The 21938-nt window shown below is 60.5% G+C and carries 20 protein-coding genes; 12 read left to right on the top strand and 8 right to left on the bottom strand.

The window, feature by feature from the left end; translation table 11 throughout:
- Positions 1-104: 104 nt before the first annotated feature.
- From aat to infA, 3 genes are all read left to right on the top strand, one after another.
- On the top strand, positions 105-851 hold the full coding sequence (gene aat, locus ACWHRL_RS05015) for a leucyl/phenylalanyl-tRNA--protein transferase (protein ID WP_447895494.1): 747 nt from the start codon (positions 105-107) through the stop codon (positions 849-851).
- Between the two features lie 22 nt (positions 852-873).
- Positions 874-1608, top strand: coding sequence for an arginyltransferase (locus tag ACWHRL_RS05010; RefSeq protein WP_447895493.1), 735 nt, complete (start codon positions 874-876; stop codon positions 1606-1608).
- A gap of 127 nt (positions 1609-1735) precedes the next feature.
- The gene (gene infA, locus ACWHRL_RS05005; protein ID WP_007111068.1) at positions 1736-1954 is read left to right on the top strand and encodes a translation initiation factor IF-1; all 219 of its coding nucleotides are present in this window, start codon (positions 1736-1738) and stop codon (positions 1952-1954) included.
- Positions 1955-2079: 125 nt separating this feature from the next.
- Here infA and clpA read toward each other — a convergent pair whose 3' ends face one another.
- The 3 genes from clpA to ACWHRL_RS04990 all read right to left on the bottom strand — a co-directional run bounded on the left by clpA (position 2080) and on the right by ACWHRL_RS04990 (position 7285).
- A complete protein-coding gene (gene clpA / locus ACWHRL_RS05000; protein ID WP_447528170.1) occupies positions 2080-4353 on the bottom strand; it encodes an ATP-dependent Clp protease ATP-binding subunit ClpA in 2274 nt (757 codons plus the stop codon).
- A gap of 163 nt (positions 4354-4516) precedes the next feature.
- Positions 4517-4840, bottom strand: a complete 324-nt coding sequence (gene clpS / locus ACWHRL_RS04995) for an ATP-dependent Clp protease adapter ClpS (protein ID WP_447528169.1) — start codon at positions 4838-4840, stop codon at positions 4517-4519.
- A gap of 210 nt (positions 4841-5050) precedes the next feature.
- Positions 5051-7285 carry an NADP-dependent isocitrate dehydrogenase gene (locus ACWHRL_RS04990; RefSeq protein WP_447528168.1) on the bottom strand — a complete coding sequence of 745 codons (2235 nt, stop codon included), beginning with the start codon at positions 7283-7285 and terminating at the stop codon, positions 5051-5053.
- A gap of 239 nt (positions 7286-7524) precedes the next feature.
- On the opposite strand from ACWHRL_RS04990, the gene ACWHRL_RS04985 reads away from it, so the two are divergent.
- From ACWHRL_RS04985 to ACWHRL_RS04950, 8 genes are all read left to right on the top strand, one after another.
- A complete protein-coding gene (locus ACWHRL_RS04985) occupies positions 7525-8139 on the top strand; it encodes a pseudouridine synthase (protein WP_447895492.1) in 615 nt (204 codons plus the stop codon).
- Positions 8136-8573 (top strand): NUDIX domain-containing protein, encoded by a 438-nt coding sequence (locus tag ACWHRL_RS04980; RefSeq protein ID WP_447895491.1) that lies wholly within the window; start codon positions 8136-8138, stop codon positions 8571-8573. The genes ACWHRL_RS04985 and ACWHRL_RS04980 overlap by 4 nt, the downstream gene beginning before the upstream one ends.
- Before the next feature lie 70 nt (positions 8574-8643).
- Complete coding sequence (gene mnmA / locus ACWHRL_RS04975; protein ID WP_447895490.1) at positions 8644-9795, top strand: tRNA 2-thiouridine(34) synthase MnmA; 1152 nt, start codon at positions 8644-8646, stop codon at positions 9793-9795.
- The gene (gene hflD / locus ACWHRL_RS04970) at positions 9792-10433 is read left to right on the top strand and encodes a high frequency lysogenization protein HflD (protein ID WP_447895489.1); all 642 of its coding nucleotides are present in this window, start codon (positions 9792-9794) and stop codon (positions 10431-10433) included. Before mnmA ends, hflD begins: the two co-directional genes overlap by 4 nt.
- 43 nt (positions 10434-10476) lie before the next feature.
- The gene (purB, locus tag ACWHRL_RS04965; RefSeq protein ID WP_447895488.1) at positions 10477-11862 is read left to right on the top strand and encodes an adenylosuccinate lyase; all 1386 of its coding nucleotides are present in this window, start codon (positions 10477-10479) and stop codon (positions 11860-11862) included.
- 27 nt (positions 11863-11889) lie between these two features.
- A complete protein-coding gene (locus ACWHRL_RS04960) occupies positions 11890-13068 on the top strand; it encodes a JmjC domain-containing protein (protein WP_447895487.1) in 1179 nt (392 codons plus the stop codon).
- 256 nt (positions 13069-13324) lie between these two features.
- Complete coding sequence (locus ACWHRL_RS04955) at positions 13325-14920, top strand: isocitrate lyase (protein ID WP_447895486.1); 1596 nt, start codon at positions 13325-13327, stop codon at positions 14918-14920.
- 385 nt (positions 14921-15305) lie between these two features.
- The gene (locus tag ACWHRL_RS04950) at positions 15306-15773 is read left to right on the top strand and encodes a glycine zipper 2TM domain-containing protein (RefSeq protein WP_447528160.1); all 468 of its coding nucleotides are present in this window, start codon (positions 15306-15308) and stop codon (positions 15771-15773) included.
- A gap of 121 nt (positions 15774-15894) precedes the next feature.
- Here the strand turns inward: ACWHRL_RS04950 and ACWHRL_RS04945 are convergent, their stop codons facing one another.
- Positions 15895-16173 carry a hypothetical protein gene (locus tag ACWHRL_RS04945; protein WP_447528159.1) on the bottom strand — a complete coding sequence of 93 codons (279 nt, stop codon included), beginning with the start codon at positions 16171-16173 and terminating at the stop codon, positions 15895-15897.
- Between the two features lie 185 nt (positions 16174-16358).
- Between ACWHRL_RS04945 and ACWHRL_RS04940 the strand changes: the two genes are divergently transcribed.
- Positions 16359-16841, top strand: a complete 483-nt coding sequence (locus tag ACWHRL_RS04940; protein WP_447528158.1) for an FKBP-type peptidyl-prolyl cis-trans isomerase — start codon at positions 16359-16361, stop codon at positions 16839-16841.
- A gap of 91 nt (positions 16842-16932) precedes the next feature.
- On the opposite strand, the gene nikR is transcribed toward ACWHRL_RS04940, so the two are convergent.
- The 4 genes from nikR to ACWHRL_RS04920 all read right to left on the bottom strand — a co-directional run bounded on the left by nikR (position 16933) and on the right by ACWHRL_RS04920 (position 21776).
- The gene (nikR, locus tag ACWHRL_RS04935) at positions 16933-17334 is read right to left on the bottom strand and encodes a nickel-responsive transcriptional regulator NikR (RefSeq protein ID WP_447895485.1); all 402 of its coding nucleotides are present in this window, start codon (positions 17332-17334) and stop codon (positions 16933-16935) included.
- A gap of 10 nt (positions 17335-17344) precedes the next feature.
- Entirely contained in the window at positions 17345-18535 is a 1191-nt protein-coding gene (locus ACWHRL_RS04930; RefSeq protein WP_447895484.1) for an MFS transporter, read from the bottom strand.
- Between the two features lie 70 nt (positions 18536-18605).
- Entirely contained in the window at positions 18606-19130 is a 525-nt protein-coding gene (locus ACWHRL_RS04925) for a C40 family peptidase (RefSeq protein WP_447895483.1), read from the bottom strand.
- Between the two features lie 183 nt (positions 19131-19313).
- Entirely contained in the window at positions 19314-21776 is a 2463-nt protein-coding gene (locus ACWHRL_RS04920) for a DUF1266 domain-containing protein (RefSeq protein WP_447895482.1), read from the bottom strand.
- Positions 21777-21938 lie beyond the last annotated feature (162 nt).

Raw genomic sequence — 21938 nt, 5'->3', positions numbered from 1 at the left:
TGTCGTCAGGCGTTGGTCTCTTTAAAGACGCTACCCGGGCCTTGTTGATTCAAAGGCTATTTATTTAAAGGCCACTTTTTACAAAGCCATAAGGAGCCCTTTTGATGCTGCCCTGGCTCTCCTCGCCAACGCCTGCCTTTCCGGATACGGCCAGCGCGCTCGACGTGCCCGACGGGCTGCTTGCCGCCGGTGGCGAGCTTTCTCCTCTCTGGCTGGTCGAAGCCTACCGCCGGGGGATCTTCCCCTGGTACAGCGATGACGACCCGGTGCTTTGGTGGAGCCCCGACCCGCGCATGGTCCTCGAGCCGGCGGCCTTCAAGCTGCGGCGAAGCCTGGCCAAGCGGTTACGCAATGGTGGCTTTAGCGTGACGCTGAATCAACACTTCGAACAGGTAATTAACGCCTGCGCCGCTCCCCGTCAAGGCGAGCCGGGTACCTGGATCAACCCCGAAATGCGCCTGGCCTACCAGCGCCTTCACGCCCTCGGCATTGCCCATAGCATCGAAGTTCACCGCGACGGCGAACTTGCCGGAGGGCTTTATGGACTGGCCATGGGGCCGGTGTTTTTTGGCGAGTCGATGTTCTCCCGCGCCCCGGACGCCTCCAAGGTGGCGCTCGCCCACTTGGCGCGCGCTATGGTTGAAAACGGCGGCGCGCTGATCGACTGTCAAATGCACACCCCCCACCTGGAACGTTTGGGCGCCGCCCCCATCGCTCGACAGACCTTCGTAGGCTATCTTGAACAGTGGCTGCCGAAAAACGCGTTCACCCTATCGCCAGGCAGCCACGCAGCACCGAGCGTGCCGGCCTCGCCCTGGCTTGCCGCCGTGGCCACCGCTGATAGCCGTTAGCCCCCCTTACAAGGAGACCGCCGTGAGTAGCAGCACTCCCCGCGGCCCGGCCCGCGATCTACGCTTTTTTTTGACCGTGCCCCACGGCTGTAGCTACCTGCCTGACCAACAGGCGACCACCCTGTTTCTCGACCCCAAAGAAGCGCCGACCGGGAGCGTTTACCAGGCCCTATCGCTGCTGGGCTTTCGCCGCAGCGGGCGCCATTTATACCGCCCCCACTGCGAGGATTGCCAGGCATGCCGGTCGGTGCGCATACCGGTAGCTCATTTCGAGGCTAATCGCACTCAGCGCAAGATCCTACGGCGAAACGCCGACATTACCACGCGCGTGGTGCCCGCCCGCTTCGATAACGCGCACTACGCGCTCTACGCTCGCTACATTCGCGACCGCCACAGCGACGGCGACATGTACCCGCCGAGCCAGGAGCAGTATCGCACCTTTTTAACTCTCGACGAGCCCTACGCGCAGCTTTTAGAGATGTACCTGGACGATACGTTGGTCGGCGTAGCCGCCTTCGATGAACTCGAACACGGTCTTTCGGCCATCTATACCTTCTTTGAAACCGACGAGAGGCTGGACCGACGCTCCCTGGGAACGCTTGCGATCTTACGTTTGATCGAACATTGCCATGAAAAAGGGCTGACCCACCTTTACCTTGGCTACTGGATCGAAGAGTGCCGAAAGATGCGCTACAAGCAGGCTTTTTCACCGCTCGAGGTGCTCGATGGGCGCCAATGGCGCTCGCTCATTCGTTAAAATGACGCGCTTTTTTGCCTTGACGCCAGGCTTGCGGCACAATATAGCGCTGCTCGCCCAGCCCTTGTACACTACGAGCGCTGCTTAACTGCGATTAATGACGTTAAATAAGTGAGGATTTGCCTATATGGCACGCGAAGACCATATTGAAATGGAAGGCGTTATTGTTGACACCCTTCCCAACACCATGTTTCGGGTCGAGCTCGAAAACGGCCACGTGGTGACGGCCCATATCTCGGGCAAGATGCGTAAGAACTACATCCGCATCCTGACCGGCGATAAAGTCAAGGTAGAGCTTACGCCCTACGACCTGTCCAAGGGCCGCATCGTTTACCGTTCGCGCTAAACACCGGCGCTCCCCGCTTTACGCAACGTAAAGCCACTTGGGTAATTCTCCATACGGCGCCTTAACATGACAACGCCCCGTCAATGACAGGGCGCTGTAGGTTGGCTTATCGCTTTGCTGTCCTGCTACGGGGCGTCAGCCATCTCGGACTCGGTCGAAAGCGAAAGCTCGCCCTCTTCCAGGCTTACGTGCACCGTACCCCCGTGCTCGGCCAGCTCGCCGAATAGAATCATTTCGGCCAGCGGCTTTTTCAGCTTTTCCTGGATCAGGCGGGCCATGGGGCGCGCACCCATATCCGGGTCGTACCCCTTGTCCGCCAACCAGTCTCTTGCCGCATCGTCCACCTCCAGCTGAACGCGCTTCTCGTCAAGCTGCGCTTGAAGCTCGATCAGGAACTTGTCGACCACATTGCGTACCACAGAAACCGGCAGCGAGCTGAACTGGATGATGCCGTCCAAACGGTTGCGGAATTCCGGCGAGAACGTGCGGCGAATGACTTCCATGGCATCCGTGGTGTGATCCTGGGTCTGGAAACCGATCGAGCGGCGAGCCGCCTGCTCGGCACCGGCGTTCGAGGTCATGATCACGATCACGTGGCGGAAGTCCGCTTCGCGGCCGTTGTTGTCGGTCAAACGACCATGGTCCATGACCTGCAGCAGCAGGTTGAACACTTCCGGGTGGGCTTTTTCGATCTCGTCGAGCAGCAGCACACAGTGCGGCTGCTTGTTGACCGCCTCGGTCAGAAGCCCGCCCTGGTCGTAGCCCACGTAGCCCGGCGGCGCACCGATCAACCGTGAAACGGTGTGACGCTCCATGTACTCGGACATATCGAAGCGCACCAGATCGATGCCCATGATGTGCGAGAGCTGCTTGGCAACTTCGGTTTTACCGACACCAGTGGGGCCTGCAAACAGGAAGCTACCCACCGGCTTGTCCGGCGCCTTGAGACCGGCACGCGAGAGCTTGATCGCCGCCGAGAGCGAATCGATCGCCTCGTCCTGACCAAACACCAGCATCTTGAGGTCACGATCGAGCTTTTCGAGCTGCTTACGATCCGAGCTCGACACGCTTTTCGGCGGAATGCGCGCGATGGAGGCGACCACCGCCTCGACCTGATCCACATCGATGGTATCCACGCGCATCTCGGACGGCAGCATGCGCTGGTGCGCACCGGCTTCGTCGATCACGTCGATTGCCTTGTCTGGCAGAAAGCGGTCGTTGATGTAACGATCCGCCAGCCGCGCCGCACTCTCGAGCGCACCGTCAGTGTACTTGAGTTCGTGGTGCTCCTCGAAGCGCGAGCGCAGCCCCTTGAGAATCTTGATGGTGTCATCCACCGAGGGAGCCGGCACGTCGACTTTTTGGAAACGGCGGGCAAGCGCGCGGTCTTTCTCGAAAATACCGCGAAACTCCTGAAAGGTGGTCGAACCGATACAGCGAAGCTCGCCGGACGAAAGCAGCGGTTTGAGCAAATTGGAAGCGTCCATGACGCCACCAGAGGCCGCCCCCGCACCGATCACCGTGTGGATCTCGTCGATGAAGAGAATCGCGTTGGGCTGCTTTTTGAGCTCGCCCAGAAGACTTTTCAAACGCTTCTCGAAGTCGCCCCGGTACTTGGTGCCGGCCAAAAGCGCGCCCATATCCAATGAATAGACGACACCGTCGGCGATGACATCCGGCACGTCCTCTTCCACGATGCGCTTGGCAAGGCCCTCGGCGATGGCCGTTTTGCCCACGCCCGCTTCACCCACCAGCAAGGGGTTGTTCTTACGGCGGCGGGCCAGAATCTGCACCACGCGCTCGAGCTCATGGTCGCGCCCGATCAGCGGGTCGATCTTGCCAAGCCTGGCCTGCTCGTTGAGGTTGCTGGCGTAGCCGGTAAGCGGGTGTGCGGCGCCTTCGGCGCTGGTTTCTTCCACGTCCTCGCCTTCCTGCTGGGAGGCATTGGGCGCGTTGTGGCCAGAGACCTTGGAAATCCCATGGGCGATATAGTTGACGGCATCGACTCGAGCAACGTTTTGCTGCTTGAGGAAATAAACGGCTTGGCTCTCCTGCTCAGAGAAGATAGCCACGAGCACGTTGGCGCCATTGACTTCGCTTTTTCCCGATGACTGGACATGGAATACCGCGCGCTGAAGCACGCGCTGAAAGCCGAGCGTCGGCTGCGTTTCGCGCTCGCTCTGGCCTTCGGGAATCAAAGGTGTGGTCGAATTAATGAAATCCTGCAGATCGGACCGCAGCTTGTCGAGGTTTGCCCCGCACGCTTTTAGCACGTCAACCGCCGAGGCGTTGTCCAATAGCGCTAAAAGCAGGTGCTCGACGGTCATGAACTCGTGGCGCTTCGAGCGAGCCACGGTAAAGGCCGTGTTCAGGGTCAGTTCAAGTTCTTTGCTCAGCATGGCAGTCCCCTTTTCGCTACTACCCAAGGTGGTTTATACCCGGGACTTGCGTCGGATCGGTGTAATCGACCGGCACTTTCAACATCGGGTACAAATGCCCCGCTTGCAAGCCCCGCTGCCACTTTTTTTCAACGCACGGCGCTTTAATGCGCTCGTGGGTCGATCAGTCGGCGGCTTCGATATCGCTCATAAGCGGGTGTTCGCATTCGCGGGCGTATTCATTGACCTGATGGCTTTTCGTCTCCGCGATATCGCGGGTAAAAATGCCACAGGTCGCTTTGCCTTGGGTATGCACGGCGAGCATGATCTCAACGGCTTTTTCATTATTCATATTGAAAAAGCCCTGGAGCACTTCGATGACGAACTCCATGGGGGTGTAGTCATCGTTGTGCAGAATCACTTTATATAACGGCGGCTGAGCGACTTCGGGCTCCGAAGCCTGCACATCCAGGTCGTCGTCATACTCGGGTCTATCCGGGCGCGTCATACCCAAAACCAGACTATTTAGACAAGGGCTTTGAAAGTTGGTCATAAAGCTTGGCGTATCGTCTCTGTGCTGACAGGCGGATGTTGCAAGCAGGTTGCTCTAAGACGCCCAGAGTCAGCAAGGGTTCATGGAAAAGACAAAATTATCACACTGGATAAAACAAAAAACCCCCGCCCACCGAGCGGACGAGGGTTGTGACCACTAAAGCGTTTAACCCTTGGCGACGATGGCAAGTGCGTCGTTCAGGGTTTGGCTCGGGCGCATGGCCTGGCTTGTAAGCTCGCGGTCCGGGTGGAAGTAGCCTTTGATGTCGACCTTCTTACCCTGGGCGCCGTTGAGCTCGTCCATGATTTTGGACTCGTTGTCGCGCAGCGTTTTCGCAAGCTTCGCAAACAGCGATTGAAGCTCGGCGTCCTGGTCCTGGGCGGCCAGCGCCTCGGCCCAGTACATGGCCAGGTAGAAATGGCTGCCGCGGTTGTCGATTTCGCCGGTCTTGCGCGAAGGCGACTTGTTGCTGTCCAAAAACTCCCCGTTGGCTTCATCCAGCGCCTTGGCCAGCACCGTGGCGCGCTTGTTGCCGAAGGTGCTACCCAGGTGCTCGAGCGAGGCGGCCAAAGCCAAAAACTCGCCCAGCGAATCCCAGCGCAGGTGGTTCTCTTCGATGAGCTGTTCGACGTGCTTGGGCGCGCTTCCGCCGGCGCCGGTTTCGAACAGACCGCCGCCGTTCATCAACGGTACGATCGAGAGCATCTTGGCGCTGGTGCCAAGCTCCATGATCGGGAACAGGTCGGTCAGATAATCGCGCAGCACGTTACCGGTGACTGAAATGGTGTCCTCGCCCTTGCGGATACGCTCGAGCGACAGGTTCATCGCCTCGACCGGCGCGAGGATACGGATATCCAGACCGTCGGTGTCGTGATCGGCAAGGTAGGTCTCGACCTTCTCGATCAGCTTGGCATCGTGGGCACGATTAGCGTCGAGCCAGAAAATGGTCGGCGTGCCGCTTTCCCGCGCCCGGTTGACGGCAAGCTTCACCCAGTCCTTGATCGGCGCGTCCTTGGTCTGGCACATCCGCCAGATATCGCCGGCTTCCACATCGTGGCTAAACAGCGTCTGGCCGTTTTCGTCCGTGACGACCACGGTGCCATCGGCAGGAATGTGGAAGGTCTTGTCGTGGGAGCCGTACTCCTCGGCTTTTTGGGCCATCAGACCCACGTTGGGCACGCTGCCCATGGTGGTCGGATCGAAGGCGCCATTTTTCTTGCAGTCCTCGATCACGCTCTGGTAGATGGTCGCGTAGCAGCGGTCCGGAATCACCGCTTTGGCGTCCTGGAGCTCGTCACCCGCGTTCCACATCTTGCCGGAATCGCGAATCATGGCCGGCATGGAGGCGTCGATGATCACGTCACTGGGCACGTGCAGGTTAGTGATGCCCTTGTGGGAGTTGACCATCGCCATCGGCGGGCGTTCTTTGTAGAGCGCGTCAATGTCGCTCTTGATCGCTTCAGACTGCTCGGAAGGCAGTTTCTCGATCGAGTTGTAAAGATCGCCCAAGCCCGACGCCGGGTTGAAGCCGGCCAGTTTCAGCGCACCGGCATGCTTTTCGAGTACGTCTTTATAAAACTCTTCGACCACGATACCGAACATGATCGGGTCGGACACCTTCATCATGGTGGCTTTTAGGTGCAGCGAAAACAGCACGTTACGCTTTTTTGCGTCCTTGATTTCACTGTCGATGAAGTTGCGCAGTTTACGGCTGCTCATCGAGGCGGCGTCGACGACTTCGCCCTCGAGCACTTTCAGGCTTTCCTTGAGTACCGTCGCCGTGCCGTCTTTTTGCTTGAGCTCGATCTTGAGCGAGCCCGGCGCCTTGATGACCGCGGACTGCTCGGTGGCGTAGAAGTCGCCCTCGCTCATGTGCGCCACGTGAGAGTCGGAATCCTTGCTCCACTCACCCATGCGGTGCGGGTACTTGCGCGCGTAGTTCTTGACCGACTTCGGCGCACGACGATCCGAGTTGCCCTCGCGAAGCACCGGGTTTACCGCGCTACCCTTGGCCTTGTCATAAGCGGCCTTTATGGCTTCTTCGTCGGCGTTTTGCGGCTCGTCAGGGTAGTTCGGAAGATCGAACCCCTGGGATTGCAGCTCCTTGATGGTCGCCTTCAACTGCGGGCCCGAGGCGCTGATGTTGGGCAGCTTGATGATGTTGGCTTCTGGCGTAGTGGCAAGCTTGCCAAGCTCGGCGAGGTCGTCGCTGACGCGCTGCTCGCTGCTCAAACGGTCGGGAAACTGCGCCAGTACGCGAGCAGCCAGGGAAATATCGCGGGTTTCCACTTCCACACCGGCAGGGTCGGTGAACGCATCGATAATCGGTAACAGCGAGTAGGTCGCAAGCGCGGGGGCTTCATCGGTGAGCGTATAAATGATCTTCGGCGTTTCGGACATTTTGCGTTAACCTCGTTTCTGTCGCTGTGACTAAAAAATTCCAGGCGGCTTACTCATCGAGCTGCGCCGCGAAGAGTTTGAGCACGGCGCGTTTGCCACGGCCACCATCGCGGCGTTTTCGATAAAAGCGGCGCGAAGGCGATGATGCCATTCCAACGTTTAGTATTTGTGTATTTCCGCGCTGTACTTTACTCCTTTATGCGATTGTCGACAAATTCACCCCGCCACAAGAGAGCCCGATGAGCACGCTCTATCTTCTGCACAAGCCCTATAAGATGCTGTCCCAGTTCACCGACACCGAAGGCCGCGCAACGCTTTCCGATGTGATCGATGTACCCGGGGTCTACGCGGCGGGCCGGCTCGATTACGACTCTGAGGGGTTATTGCTACTAAGCGATGACGGCGCGCTGATTCACCAGATCGCGCACCCCCGCCACAAGCAGCCCAAGACCTACTGGGCCCAGCTCGAAGGGGTGATCGACGATAAAGCGCTGGCCGCGCTCAGAGCGGGGGTCACGCTCAACGACGGCCCTACCCGCCCGGCCAAGGCGCGGCGCATTAATCCCCCGGCTATTGGCGAGCGCACCCCGCCCCTCGACCCCAAACGCCACCCGAACACCTCGTGGCTCGAGCTCACCATTACCGAGGGGCGCAACCGCCAGGTACGCCGCATGACCGCCCACGTGGGCTTTCCTACGCTTCGCCTGGTGCGCGCCGCCATCGGCGCCTGGCGCCTCGATGATTTAGCGCCGGGTCAGTGGCGAAAAGAGACCCTGCACGCCCCTAAGGCGCCCCAAAAGCCCGGCGGACACAAGCGTCCGGGGCAAAAACCGCGGAGCAAAAAAACGTCATGAAACGCATCCACGCCACCGCCGCCTGCGTGATCGAGCAAGATGGGCGCTACCTGATGGTCGAAGAGGAGCGTGGCGGCCCGACCACGCTTTTCAACCAGCCTGCGGGCCATATCGAGCCCGGCGAGGGGCCGATGGCGGCGGCGCTGCGCGAAGTCGAAGAGGAGACCGCCTGGCGGGTACGCCTGACCCATTACCTGGGGCTTTGGGTCTTTCACACTGCGGATAAAACCTTTCACAGCCACGGCTTTATCGCCACGCCGGACACCCACCTGGCAACGCCGCTGGACGCCGATATTCACGCCACGCACTGGCTGACGCTTCACGAAATCAAAACGCTCGAGCGCGCGGGAAGGCTTCGAAGCCCGCTGGTGGTCAGGCGGATCGAGGCCGCCCGCGCCAAGCATCACTATCCGCTTGGCGTGATCAGCGAGTGAAGCACTCGAAGCGCCAGGCCCGCATCGTGTATAATCGCGGCCAATTGCATACCACTTTACGAGGATGGCCATGACATCCACTCACAGCACGCCCCTGGCGCCGGCCGCCGGGATGCCGGCCACCGGCAAGGTGATCGTCGGCATGTCCGGCGGCGTCGACTCGTCGGTTTCCGCACTTTTGCTCCTGCAACAAGGCTATGAAGTCGAAGGCCTGTTTATGAAGAACTGGGACGAGGACGACGGCACCGAATACTGCACCGCCAAGGAAGACCTGGCCGACGCCGAGGCCGTGTGCCAAAAGCTTGGTATAAAGCTGCACACCGCCAACTTCGCCGCAGAGTATTGGGATAACGTTTTCGAGCACTTTCTGGCCGAATACAAGGCCGGGCGCACCCCGAACCCGGACATCCTGTGCAACCGGGAAATCAAGTTCAAGGTGTTCCTCGACTACGCCGAGATGCTCGGCGCCGACAAGATCGCCACCGGCCACTACGTACGCCGCGGCGAATACGATGGCCGCCCGCGGCTATTGAAGGGCCTGGATCGCAACAAGGATCAGAGCTACTTTCTGCACGCCGTGCCCGAAGCCGCCATCGCCAAGACCCTCTTTCCGGTAGGCGAGCTTGAAAAGCCCGCGGTGCGGGCGCTGGCCGAAGAGCATGATTTGGTGACGGCGAAGAAGAAGGACTCCACCGGTATCTGCTTTATAGGCGAGCGCCGCTTCAAGGACTTTTTGCAGCAGTACCTGCCCGCCAAGCCTGGCAAGATCGAAACCGCCGACGGCGATGCGATCGGCGATCACATGGGCCTGATGTACTACACCTTGGGTCAGCGCCAGGGCCTTGGCATCGGGGGCCTGGCCAACTACTCCGAGGAACCCTGGTACGTAGTGGACAAGGATCTCGAGCGCAACGTGTTAAGGGTCGTGCAGGGCAAGGCCCATACGCGCCTGTACACCGATTCGCTGGCCACCGAGGCGATGGACTGGGTGGCAGGCTTTGCACCGGTTTCCGAGGGCCGCTTCACGGCCAAGACCCGCTACCGCCAAAGCGACTGCCCTTGCTTTGTGCGCACGCGCAGCGACAACGGCGTCGACGTCATCTTCGATGACCCGCAGTGGGCGGTCACACCTGGCCAGTCGCTGGTGCTCTACGATGGCGACATCTGCCTGGGGGGCGGGGTGATCGACACCACCTGGAGCGCCGCCGAGGCCGCCGCATGAGCGCGACCACGCCGATTCATCGCGCCCCGGACTCCCCTTCCGCCCGCCAGGCGCTGGCGCTGGCCGGGGTGTTTCAGGCCGCAAGCCTGGTCGATGAACTAGCGCGCACCGGTCAGGTCGAGCCCCGCGCCTGGGAGACATTGATCAACGCAACCCTTGACACCAACCCGGCAAGCTTCGAGGCGATCTACGGCGGCCACCCCAACAACTTGCGCCGCGGGCTCGATACGTTGGAGGCGCTGGTGGGACGCAAGCAGGCCGACCCGGTGGTGCTGCGCTACGGGTTTTCGATGCTGATGCTGATGAACAAGCTGCGAAGCGATACCGGCATGCTCGACGCCCTGGGCCAGAAGCTCGACCACGTTCAGGGGCAGGCGGAGCACTTCGGCCCGGTGCATGAAAACGTAATCGCAAGCCTGGGCGAAACCTATCAGGAGACGATCTCGACGTTCAAAACGCGCATCGTCGTCCAGGGCGACCCGCCGCTTTTACAGACGCGCATGATGCCCGAGCGGGTGCGCGCCTGTTTGCTGAGCGGTATCCGCTTTGCCCTTTTGTGGCATCAGCAGGGCGGCCGGCGCTGGAAGCTGATGTTTCAGCGCAAGGCGCTGCGCCGCGCCCTCGATAGCCTCAACTAGGCCTTCTTCAAGACACCGACTTTTTATACCTGGAAACCTTGCCATGCAACTCACCGCTTTGACCGCCCTCTCTCCCGTCGACGGCCGCTACGCCGATAAAGCCGCCGCGCTCAGAGAACACTTCAGCGAATTCGGCCTGATCCGCGCTCGCGTCATCGTCGAAGTGCGCTGGCTGCAGCGCCTGGCCGAGCACGAGGGCATCACCGAGGTCAGCGCGCTCTCTCAAGACGCCACGGCGTTTTTGGAAACGCTGATCGACGAGTTCTCGGTGACCGACGCCGAGCGCATCAAGGAGATCGAGCGCACTACCAACCACGACGTCAAAGCGGTGGAGTACTTTCTCAAGGAGAAGATCGAGGGTCAGGCGGAGCTGCACGCGGTCACCGAGTTCATTCACTTCGCCTGCACCAGCGAGGATATCAACAACCTCTCCTACGGTGTGATGTTGGCCGATGGCCTGAAGGCCGTGTTGCCCACCCTGCACAAGGTGGCCGACGACATCGCTGAGCTTGCCGTGGCCCACGCAGCGCAGCCGATGCTCTCGCGCACCCACGGTCAGACCGCAAGCCCGACCACGCTTGGCAAGGAGATGGCCAACACCGCTTACCGCTTGAAGCGCCAGCTCAAGCAGATCGAAAGCGTCGAGGTATTGGGCAAGATCAACGGCGCGGTGGGCAACTACAACGCTCACCTGGCGACCTACCCGGAGATCGACTGGGAAGCCAACGCACGTACCTTCGTGGAGGGGCTGGGCCTTTGCTTCAATCCCTACACCACCCAGATCGAACCCCACGACTACATCGCCGAACTGTTCGATGCGATCGCCCGTTTCAACACCATTTTGATCGACTTCGACCGCGACGTGTGGGGCTACATCTCGCTTGGCTACTTCAAGCAGCGCACCGTGGAAGGCGAAATCGGCTCTTCTACCATGCCGCACAAGGTCAACCCGATCGACTTCGAGAACTCGGAGGGCAATCTGGGGCTTGCCAACGCGGTGCTCAATCACCTGGCGCAGAAGCTGCCGATTTCCCGCTGGCAGCGCGATCTGACCGACTCTACCGTGCTTCGAAACCTGGGTGTGGGCCTGGCCTACGCGCTGATCGGCTACCACGCGAGTCTCAAGGGCATCAGCAAGCTCGAAGCCAACCCGACGCGTCTGAATGAAGACCTGGACAACAGCTGGGAAGTCCTCGCCGAGCCGATCCAGACCGTGATGCGCCGTTTTGGCATCGAAAAGCCCTACGAGAAGCTCAAGGAACTGACCCGCGGCAAGCGTATCGACCAGGCAGGCTTCTCCGCCTTCATCGATTCCCTCGAGCTTCCAGGTGAGGTCAAACAAGAGCTGAAAGCCCTTTCGCCGGCCAGCTACATCGGTAACGCCGAGGCCCAGGCTAGAGCACTACCCAAGCGCCTCGATGCGCTATAACCCGCGCCGACTCACCAGGAATTCGCCATGAGCCAACATAACGAGCCGCTGACCCTGCTGGGCGATCTAACGCCCGAGGAATTTCTGAAAAGCTACTGGCAGCAAAAACCGCTGCTGATTCGTGGCGCCATGCCGGATTTCGTCAGCCCCCTGGACCCGGACGAGCTGGCCGGGCTTGCGTGCGAACCCGGCGTCGAGGCGCGACTGGTCGAAGAACAGGGGCCGGAAGGCCCCTGGCAGGTCTCCCAAGGCCCCTTCGACAACGCCACCTTCGAGCGCCTGCCCCAGAGTAACTGGAGCCTGCTCGTTCAAGCGGTGGACCATTACGTACCCGACGTCGCCGCGCTGATGAAAGCGTTCAGCTTTCTACCCAACTGGCGCCTCGACGACATCATGGTGAGCTACGCCCCGCCCGGCGGAAGCGTTGGCCCCCACGTGGATCAGTACGACGTGTTTTTGCTGCAGGGCCGGGGCCAGCGGCGCTGGCAGCTGGGCGGCAAGCAATCCGATGACGCGCCGATCATTCAGGGCATCGACTTAAAGATTTTGGAAACCTTCGAGATCGAGCCCGATTCCGACTGGACGCTGGGCCCGGGGGACATGCTCTACTTGCCGCCGGGCTGGGCGCACCACGGTGTGAGCCAGACCGAGGACTGCATGACGTTCTCCGTGGGCTTTCGCGCCCCCTCCGCCGACGAGGCGATCACCTCGTTTGCCGACTATCTCGGCGAGCAGTTGCCGGGCTCGAAGCGTTACAGCGATGCCGGCATGACGCCAGCCGAGAAAACCGGGGAGCTCGACGACGCTTCGCTCGAGCGGATGCGGCACTTCATTCTCGAAACGCTCGACCAGCCCCAAGAGCTTGCCCAGTGGTTTGGCCGGGCCATGACCCAACCAAAGTATATGGACCAGGTCATGCCGCTGGAGGAGCCGCTGGCCGAAGAGGCCCTTGTCGCGCAACTACACGCGGGTGAGCCGCTCTTTCACATGCCCGGCTCGCGCATCGCTTGGCGCACGGAATTTGGCACCACCACGCTGTTCTTCGATGGCGACGGGCTGGCCTGCAGCGAGGCGCTGGCCCGCCGCATTGCCGATACCACGCCCATGTATGACGACGTACTGGAGCTCGAAGACGCTCAAAGCGTGCTCACGCATCTGGTCAATGCCGGAAGCCTGGGCTTTATGGACGAAGAGGAAGACGAGTAGCGCTGAATACGCGTTACCTCGCAAGCGCCGCTTTCAAGCGGCGCTTTTTTTATGCCCAAAACCCTGACGGGCGTAAAACGACGACGTAATCGCGCCGTTTGAATAAGCCCGTGTCGTTTAACTACGACCCCGCCTGCCCCGAAGTGTCAATTGTTGCACCGCACCAAGGCAGCGATAGTGAGAGCACGCCCGCCGCACAGCAGCGGGGAGACCACCCAAACGGGTGCAGACCGCGAACACTACCGGAGGATGCAACATGACAGGACTGCTCGACGACATCAAAGCCATGGCGCAGCTACGCGAGGCTCAGGGCGGCAAATGGGAGGCCATCAAACCCGAGTACGCCGCGCGTATGCGCTCTCAAAACCGTTTTCATACCGGCCTCGACATCGCCCGCTACACCGCCGGCATCATGCGTGCGGACATGGCCGCCTATGATGGCGATCACGCTCAGTACACCCAGTCATTGGGCTGCTGGCACGGCTTTATCGGCCAGCAGAAGATGATCGCCATCAAGAAGCACTTCGGCACCACGAAACGAAGCTACCTTTACCTGTCCGGCTGGATGGTCGCCGCCCTGCGCTCGGAGTTCGGCCCCCTGCCCGACCAGTCCATGCACGAAAAAACCTCCGTGGCCAGCTTGATAGAAGAGCTCTACACGTTTTTGAAACAGGCCGATGCCTGGGAGCTCAACCACCTGTTTCGTAAGCTCGACGACGCCCAACAGGCCGGTGATCAACGCTTGGCTCAGGAAATGACGCAGAAAATCGACGGCTTCGAGACACACATCGTGCCGATCATTGCCGATATCGATGCGGGCTTTGGCAACGCCGAGGCCACCTATCTACTCGCGAAGAAGTTCATTTTGGCCGGGGCGTGCTGCATCCAGCTCGAAAACCAGGTCTCCGACGAGAAGCAGTGCGGCCACCAGGACGGCAAGGTCACCGTGCCTCACGAGGACTTCCTGGCCAAGATCAACGCCGTTCGCTACGCGTTTTTGGAACTCGGCGTGGACGACGGTGTGATCGTTGCGCGCACTGACTCCCTCGGCGCGGGGCTTACCCAGAAGATTGCCGTGACGCACACCCCGGGAGACCTGGGCGATCAGTACAACAGCTTTCTGGATGGCGAGCCGGTCGAAAGCGCCGACGATATCCACAATGGAGACGTGGTCATCAAGCAAAACGGCAAGCTGGTCCGGCCCAAGCGCCTCGCCTCCGGCCTCTACCAGTTCAAGCCCGGAAGCGGCGAGGAGCGCGTCATACTCGACTGCATCACCAGTTTGCAAAACGGCGCGGATCTTCTCTGGATCGAAACCGAAAAACCCCACGTGGGCCAGATCGCCAGCATGGTCAACCGCATTCGCGAGGTGGTGCCGGATGCCAAGCTCGTCTACAACAACTCGCCCTCGTTCAACTGGACGCTCAACTTCCGTCAGCAGGTCTTCGATGCCTGGGAAAAAGAGGGCAAGGATGTTTCCGCCTATGCGCGTGACCAGCTGATGAACGCCGAATTTGATGCCACCGAATTGGGCCAGCTTGCCGACGAATGGACGCGCAACTTCCAGCGCGACGCCGCCAGGGAAGCGCACGTCTTCCATCACCTGATCACCCTGCCCACCTACCACACGGCAGCCCTTTCTACCGACAACCTGGCAAAAGGCTACTTTGGCGAAGAAGGCATGCTCGCCTACGTGGCCGGCGTTCAGCGCCAGGAAATCCGCCAGGGTATTGCCACCGTCAGGCATCAGGACATGGCCGGCTCCAACATCGGCGACGACCACAAGGAGTTCTTCCACGGCGATGCCGCGCTCAAAGCCGGCGGGGAGGACAACACCATGAACCAGTTCTAGCCACTGGCTAGCATCGACCATGAAGAACCCGCGCCGAGGCCCCGCCTCGGCGCACCTGTATGGACCAACCAAGTGTCAGCACTTATATATCTCTTGTACAAAAAGCGTACTTTCACTACATTCTGAGCGGGCCAACTTGCTTCATAAAGCCTGCTTACCGGTAGAAAGCATATAAAGCGAGCGCGCGGTACTTATTTGCTGCACATTGCTTACTCGATACACCTTTCTGCCTAATAAAAGTGATCTTTTTTAAGCGAGACTGGTCAAACCCCGTAACTTTGTTTATCTTTTAAAAAACACTGTTTGATAACCGTGACGCACCTGAAAGCCGTCTTGAACGCTAGACCCGTGCTGACAGACCCGCGCCAATAGATTTGGAGGTTTTATGAAACGCTTTTTACCCGTTGCCGCTATTAGCTTGCTGACCCTGGCAGGCTGTGCCAATACCGCCCCCTACTCCGGTGATGTTTACCGGGGCAACCAGGCCCAAACCGGCCAAAGCGTCAGCTACGGCACCATCGTTGCGGTCCGCCCGGTACAGATCCAGTCCGATAGCCGTGCCGGAGGCCTGCTGGGCACCGGCGGAGGCGCCGTGGTGGGGGGTCTTCTGGGTAGCCAGGTGGGCGGTGGAAGTGGCCGTCAACTTGCCACAGTGGCTGGTGCACTGGGTGGCTCCGTGGCGGGTAGCTCCATCGAAGATCGCGCCAACCGCTCCCGGGGGCTTGAGATGGAAATTCGCCGCGACGACGGTACAGATGTCGTCGTTGTCCAGGGCGCCGACCACCCGTTCCAGGCCGGTCAGCGGGTTCGCCTAATCGGTAGCGGCGGCAACCTGAGCGTGGCACCCTACTAAACAGATAGGTCAGTTTTGACTCGCAGTCAGCAGTAATACTGTTAGAAGTAATAATCCTGCCATAAAAAATGCCCGGCCAATCAGCCGGGCATTTTTGCGTTTGGCGCAGCGTCGAACGCCTTTAGTGCGAAAGGCTGCTTGCCCAATTGGCTAGCTTGACAACGACCAGCCCGATCAGCGCCAGCAAAATGGCGACCAGCAGGATTTCGACCGGGTTTACCAGCGCCGTGGCACCCAGTACCGCTAGCGCCACGATCCACACGTAGCGGCTTTCACCACGGCTTTTCAAGGCGCTGGGCAAGAGTTTATCGAGCCCTTCGCTAACGCCGCTTTCCCAATGCTGGTGAACGAAGTAAGCGATTAAAACAAAAGCGATAATCCACAAAAACAGAATGGTCATGACGGCTCCGGTAGGCGATAGGAGAATGGACGAGTGGAAAAAAGTTGAGCTTAGAGTATCGCTCGGCCCTTTTTCACGCAACATCCCGCAGGGCCATAACCGTGAAAAACCCGTTGTAGCCCCCTGACAAGCAGGCTCACACACGTTACCATTATAGGTACATGCACTCACCGAAAGGTTTTCAAATGCAAATTGCGCAGAACTCGGTTGTCGCGTTTCACTACACCCTGACCAACGATGCAGGTGAAGTGCTAGACAGTTCAGAAGGCCGCGAGCCGCTTACCTATCTGCACGGCGCTGGCAACATCATCCCGGGCCTGGAAAAAGAGCTCGAAGGCCGTAACGAAGGCGAAAAGCTGAACGTCAAGGTAACCCCGGAAGAAGGTTACGGTGAAGTCCAGGACCAACTGATGCAGGAAGTGCCGCGGGATGCGTTCCAGGGCGTTGAAAGCGTCGAGCCCGGCATGCAGTTCCAGGCACAGACCGAAGGCGGCCCGCTGATGGTCACCGTCAAGCAGGTCGAAGGCGATACGGTCGTTGTCGATGGCAACCATCCGCTGGCCGGCCAGCACCTGAACTTCGACGTTGAAATCTCAAGCGTTCGTGAAGCAAGCGCAGAAGAAGCCGAGCACGGCCACGTGCACGGCGAAGGCGGCGTAGAGCACTAAACACGCTCTGCTTGCACGCTATCGAAAAGGGCGGCCTAACGGGCCGCCCTTTTTTACGTTGGTACATTTCTGCGCTGGCAGGTGATCGGTTTTAGGTCTCCGGGATTAGTACCAACTGGCCATGGCGCACGCTGCGCGAAGAAGTCACCTCGTCGGCAAAGTGCTGTAGTGCTTGGCCCTCACCTTTCAAAAGGGCCACTTCCAGGCAGCTCTCTGCATTGATGTGCACGTGCAACGTAGAGAGCGTCAAATCGTGGTGATCGTGCGAGTGGCGGGTTAGCCGCCGGGAGAGCTCGCGGGCGCCGTGATCAAAGACGTAAACGAGTGCCCCCATACATACTTTATCGAGCTCGGCGGGGGTCTGCGCTTGGTTGAGCCCGCTACGCGTTAAATCACGTATTGCCTCGGAGCGGTTTTGGTAGCCGCGCGCACGCATCAGCGCGTCCACTTCCTTGATCAGCTCATCGTCCAGGGTCACCGTTACCCGCTGCATAATTGCCTCTCTATGAATCGCCCGCGCGTCGCTCGAATCGCCAAAGGTTTAGCGCGATGAAAAACGTAACCCCGAGCAGCAGCCACGACCCCACCGCGACGCCTTGCCACTGCGACCAGCGCCAGAAAGGCTCGAGCCAGAACCCACCGACGCTGGCGCCCAGATAGTAGAACACCAGATACAGCGCCGAGGCGCTACCCCGCGCCCCTTGAGCGTAACGCCCTACCCAACTCGAGGCGAGGGAATGGCAGAGAAAAAACCCGAAGGCGTTGATCGCAAGCCCCAGAATGATCAGCGAAAGCGAGCTTGCCAGGGTGACGCCGGTGCCCAGCGCCAAAATGACGATACCCGCGCACATACAGCGCGCAGGCGAGAAGCGCTGCGCCAACCCTCCGGACACCGTCGAGCCCAGCGTGCCGCCCAGGTAAGTCAAAAAGATTAGCCCGAGTGCCCCGGCGGCGAGCTGATACGGCGTGGCCGCCAGGCGAAAGGTGATATAGCTGTACTGATTGATGAAGACCAGGAAATTGATGCCACCCAGGCAGTACGCTCCCAAAAGCGCCGGTGTCTTGAGGTGGCCTTTAAGGTCGCAAAGCGCCTGGCGCAGCCGAAACGCCTTGGGCACGAACGCCTGGCTTTGCGGCAATAGCCGCCAGAAAAGCACACAGCCCAAAAGCGTTATCACCCCCACGACCAAAAAGGCCGCCGAGGGGCCGCCCAGGGAGGCGGCAAAACCGCCCACCACACGTCCACTGATTCCGCCCAGCGAGTTGGCGCCAATATAGAGCCCCACGGCGCTTAAAAGCGCGGGCTTGTCGAACTCGTCGCCCATCCAGGCGATCGCCACGGCGGGCAGCCCGCCCAGCACGAAGCCCTGCAAGAGCCGCAGCAGCAATAGCGTTTCGAAATTAGGGGCAATGGCCAACGAAACGGTCAGTACCCCGGCGGCGGCCAGCGTAATGCGCATGATCGCCTCGCGGCCGATCGCATCCGACAACGGGCCAAATACCAAAAGCGAAAAGGCGAGCGACAGCGTCGCGAAGGACATCAAAAGGCTCACGCCCAGAGTGGAAACCCCGTAGGCGTCTCTTAACCCCGGCAAAAGCGGCTGGGGAACGTAGAGATTGATAAAGACGAGAAACGAGCCCAAACAGAGTGCGGCGGTGGCGCGCCACCAGGCGCGGGTTTTGGCCTCGATCATGGCGCATCCATTGGTAAGCGGCGCTCGCGCCCGGGCTTGGCCTTGCTAAGCCGGCCGGCCCAAAGAGCGGTTAAAAACGACCGAGCTGAGCAACGTGAGTGGGTTCCAGCGCGCGGCGCGACTGCCAATAGTGGCGCTGCCAGTAGCGGTTGCTCATGCTCGAAATAATGACCCCTTGCGAGGAAGAGGCGTGCATGAAGTAGCCATCACCCATGTAGATGCCCACATGGTTGTAGGGTCCCGGGGGCCGGAAGAAGACCAGATCGCCCGCCTGTAGTTCCTGGCGGTCGATCAAGCGTCCCTCGTGTACTTGATCGGTGGTGGAGCGGGGAAGCTCCAGATTGAACGTGTCGCGGAAGATGTTTCGAACGAACCCGGAGCAGTCCACCCCTCGCTGCGTCGTGCCGCCAATCCGGTAGGGGGTGCCGGACCACCGCTGATGCTGGGCGAGCAGTGCCTCCTTGATCATCATAGGTGGCGGGGTCTGAAAACTGCGCATTTGGGTAAGGGTATTATCGACCGGGGACATTTGCGGGCTAACGCCCTTTTTCAATCCCGGTAGCGTCATTGCGAAATAATCTTCGGGGGGCTCCATATTCTGGGAACTTGCACACCCGGCCAAAAAGGAAAAAATCACGCAAACGCCCATGACTCGGGCAGCTGTCACAGCCAAGTGTGGCACCGAAACCATGCAAACAACCCCTTAATGTTATTAACCGAAACCAGGCTTTTTTTCTAGCCGACGACTATAAGCTAATTACCCCGGCTTTGGCGAGCCTCAATGCAGTATCCGTTGATCCCCGGGTAGGGTGTCGATATGCAGCGGGGCGAAGTGGCGCGGTTTGGTGCCGGGGAAGTCCAGGCTCGTCCAGGGGCCGGCCAGAATCGGTGCGCCGCTCAGCCAGGCGGTCAGGGCCTGGCGGAAGCCGGCCAGAAACTCCTCGCGCTCGGGCGTTTCGCCCATGAAAAAGGAAAATCCAGCGTACATGCCCGCCGCGTACTCCTGCCAACCGGCGTAGTGTGCGTCGGCCAGTTGATAGGCGCGGTCCAGCACGCGGTTGAACGCCTCCCGCTCCAGCCAGCCAAGCTGGCGCGCGGCAATCGCCAGGTCCATCAACTGAGCGATGTCCCAAGCCGCCATGTCCACATCGTTGCAGCCATCCTCGTTGTCACGCACCCGGCGAAGGCGAAGCAGATGGTGGCGCTCCTCCTCCACGCAGTCGCCGGACTCCAGAATGGCGATTTCGCTGGCCAGCCGCCCGGGGTTGAGCGTGTAGGGGGCGTAGTTGATCTGATACTCCTGACGGTCGCCGGATTCGAGCATGAAGTTCAGAAAATCCTGCATGTCGGCGGCGCTGGCCAAGTGGTAGTGGCTGTCCACCCACTCGCGAATCGAGGCCTGTTCGCGCTCGCTTTCGGGCTGGGGGTCGCTCCACACGGCGCTATTGAGCGGACCGACCAGCGCCATGGCAGTAAAGTGGCTGATGCTGGGCCGCTCGCCGGGCTCCTGCCAGGCACCGGGATGCCAGTCAAGCCAGTAGAAGAGGCTGCCAGGGTCTTCCAAGTGCCAGGCGATTTCGCCGATCAACGAGTCGTGTTCGGGCTCGGGCAGGCAGCTCTCCCAGGCAAACCAAGCCTCCAGCAAGCGCCGCGGAGAGGTATAAAAGCGACACAGGCAGCTTTTCAAGGCGCTGGCGTAGTTCAAAAGCGCTGGCTGCTCGAACAAACGGCTATCAAACGCCATGTGCAGATAAAAGGCGAACTTCTCGGCCATGTGAACCGTGGCGGCGTGGCGGCTCACGCCCTTGAGGCTTTGCAACTGGCGGACCTCATCGGCGCCGGGTTGGCCAAAGGGCGTGCGCTTGGGCGGCATCACGCCGTGCACGGCGTCGGCGGCCAGCTGATTGAGGTGATGCGCCTGGGCCGGCAGCCAGTAACGGGCCAGCGCCCCCGCCCCTTCGTCGGCGTGAAGCCCGAGCGCGTCCTGCAAATAGACCGCCGCATCCGCGCGGCGCTTTTCGCCCATAAAGGCGCCGGGGTCGAACTGGCGCAGCATCGCGTCGGGTTCGCGAACGCTTGCAAGCGCCAGCAGCCAGTGGTGGTCGGTCGAGCGCCACGCCTTGATACGCGCCCGCGAACCCGACAGCACGGCCGGGTCCAAAAGCGCGCCGGGCTCCATGTCCCAAGGGCTACAAGACGCCTCCAGCAGCAGCGTATGCTGGGCACTAGGCGTCATCGCGCGCCGGTCGATGCCTTCGAACAGGCTCTGCCCACGGCGGTAGGCGGCCAACAGTGTCGACCAGTCGGCGTAGCGCTGGGTAATCAGATCAGCACCGTGGGCGGCAATATCATCGGCTTCCTGCTGGCTCAAAAGCCCGCTACACGCCCCCGCCCAGGCAAGCTCGACCATGCGCAGCCAGTCCCAGGCGGCCCACTCGAGTGGCTCGTTTTGACTAACGAACCGATCGAGCACCGGTGCGTAGGCAAACTCGTCCTGGGCGCCACGCTGCCACTCCAGCCGCTGGGCAGCGTCCATACCCGGCAGCTCCCGCGCCTCGATATCCCAACGCTGGCGGTCGCCCTGGGCGCTAAGCCACAACGCCACACCCAGAAGCTGGTCGCGGTCGTTGACCTGCCAGATTTGCGCAAGCCACTGGCGCGCCTCGGGCCAGTCCCCCGGCGTTGCCGGGTAGCACATGACCGGATGAAACAGCGCGCCCAGCCGCCAGGGCCGGGCGTTGGGCGTATCCGGCCAAAGGGGGGTCGGCGGCGGTGTCTCGGCGAGTGCCCGCTCGAAGGTGGGCCAGCTCACGGCGCTGGCCTCGCTCTCCCATTGGGTCAGGGTTTGGCACGCTTCCAAAAAGCGCTCTTGAACCTCGGCGGGCGCACTTTCGCCCACGGCCTGGCGCAGGTCGCGCAGCCAGCTGCGCAGGTCACGATACTTCGCGGCGATGCGGCGCATCACGTGGTGGCCCCAGCTCACCGCCTGTTCAGACGAGATCCAGCCGGCGGCGCCGGCGAGCGCGCTCCACTCGAGCGCACCCAGCAGTTGGTGTGGGTACGCATCGAACGCCCCTAGACCATGTAAAAACTTTTCGACCAGCTCCCCCCGATGGGTAATACCCAATGCCTGCAGGCGCTGTTCGGCGTTTGCGCTATCCATCGCTAAAGGGTGTGACAGGAACGCCCAATCGCACAGCACAAGCTGTTGGGACCACCAGGAAGTTAATGCTTCGGCCAAAAGACACCTCGAAAACGACACTCGGCAACGCGCCAGAAAAAGCGCCCTAGTGTAACGGAAACTCCCGGCAAGGCCGATAGCGCGCTTGGCAATTAACCAAAAACACCGCCCCGAAGAAGACTCCGGGGCGGTGTTTAAAAACGTAGTGCCGGCTTAGTGGGT

This window comes from Vreelandella sp. GE22 (assembly GCF_968212445.1).
Note: the sequence above shows the minus strand (reverse complement) of the source record. Positions and strands in the feature narration are given on the sequence as shown.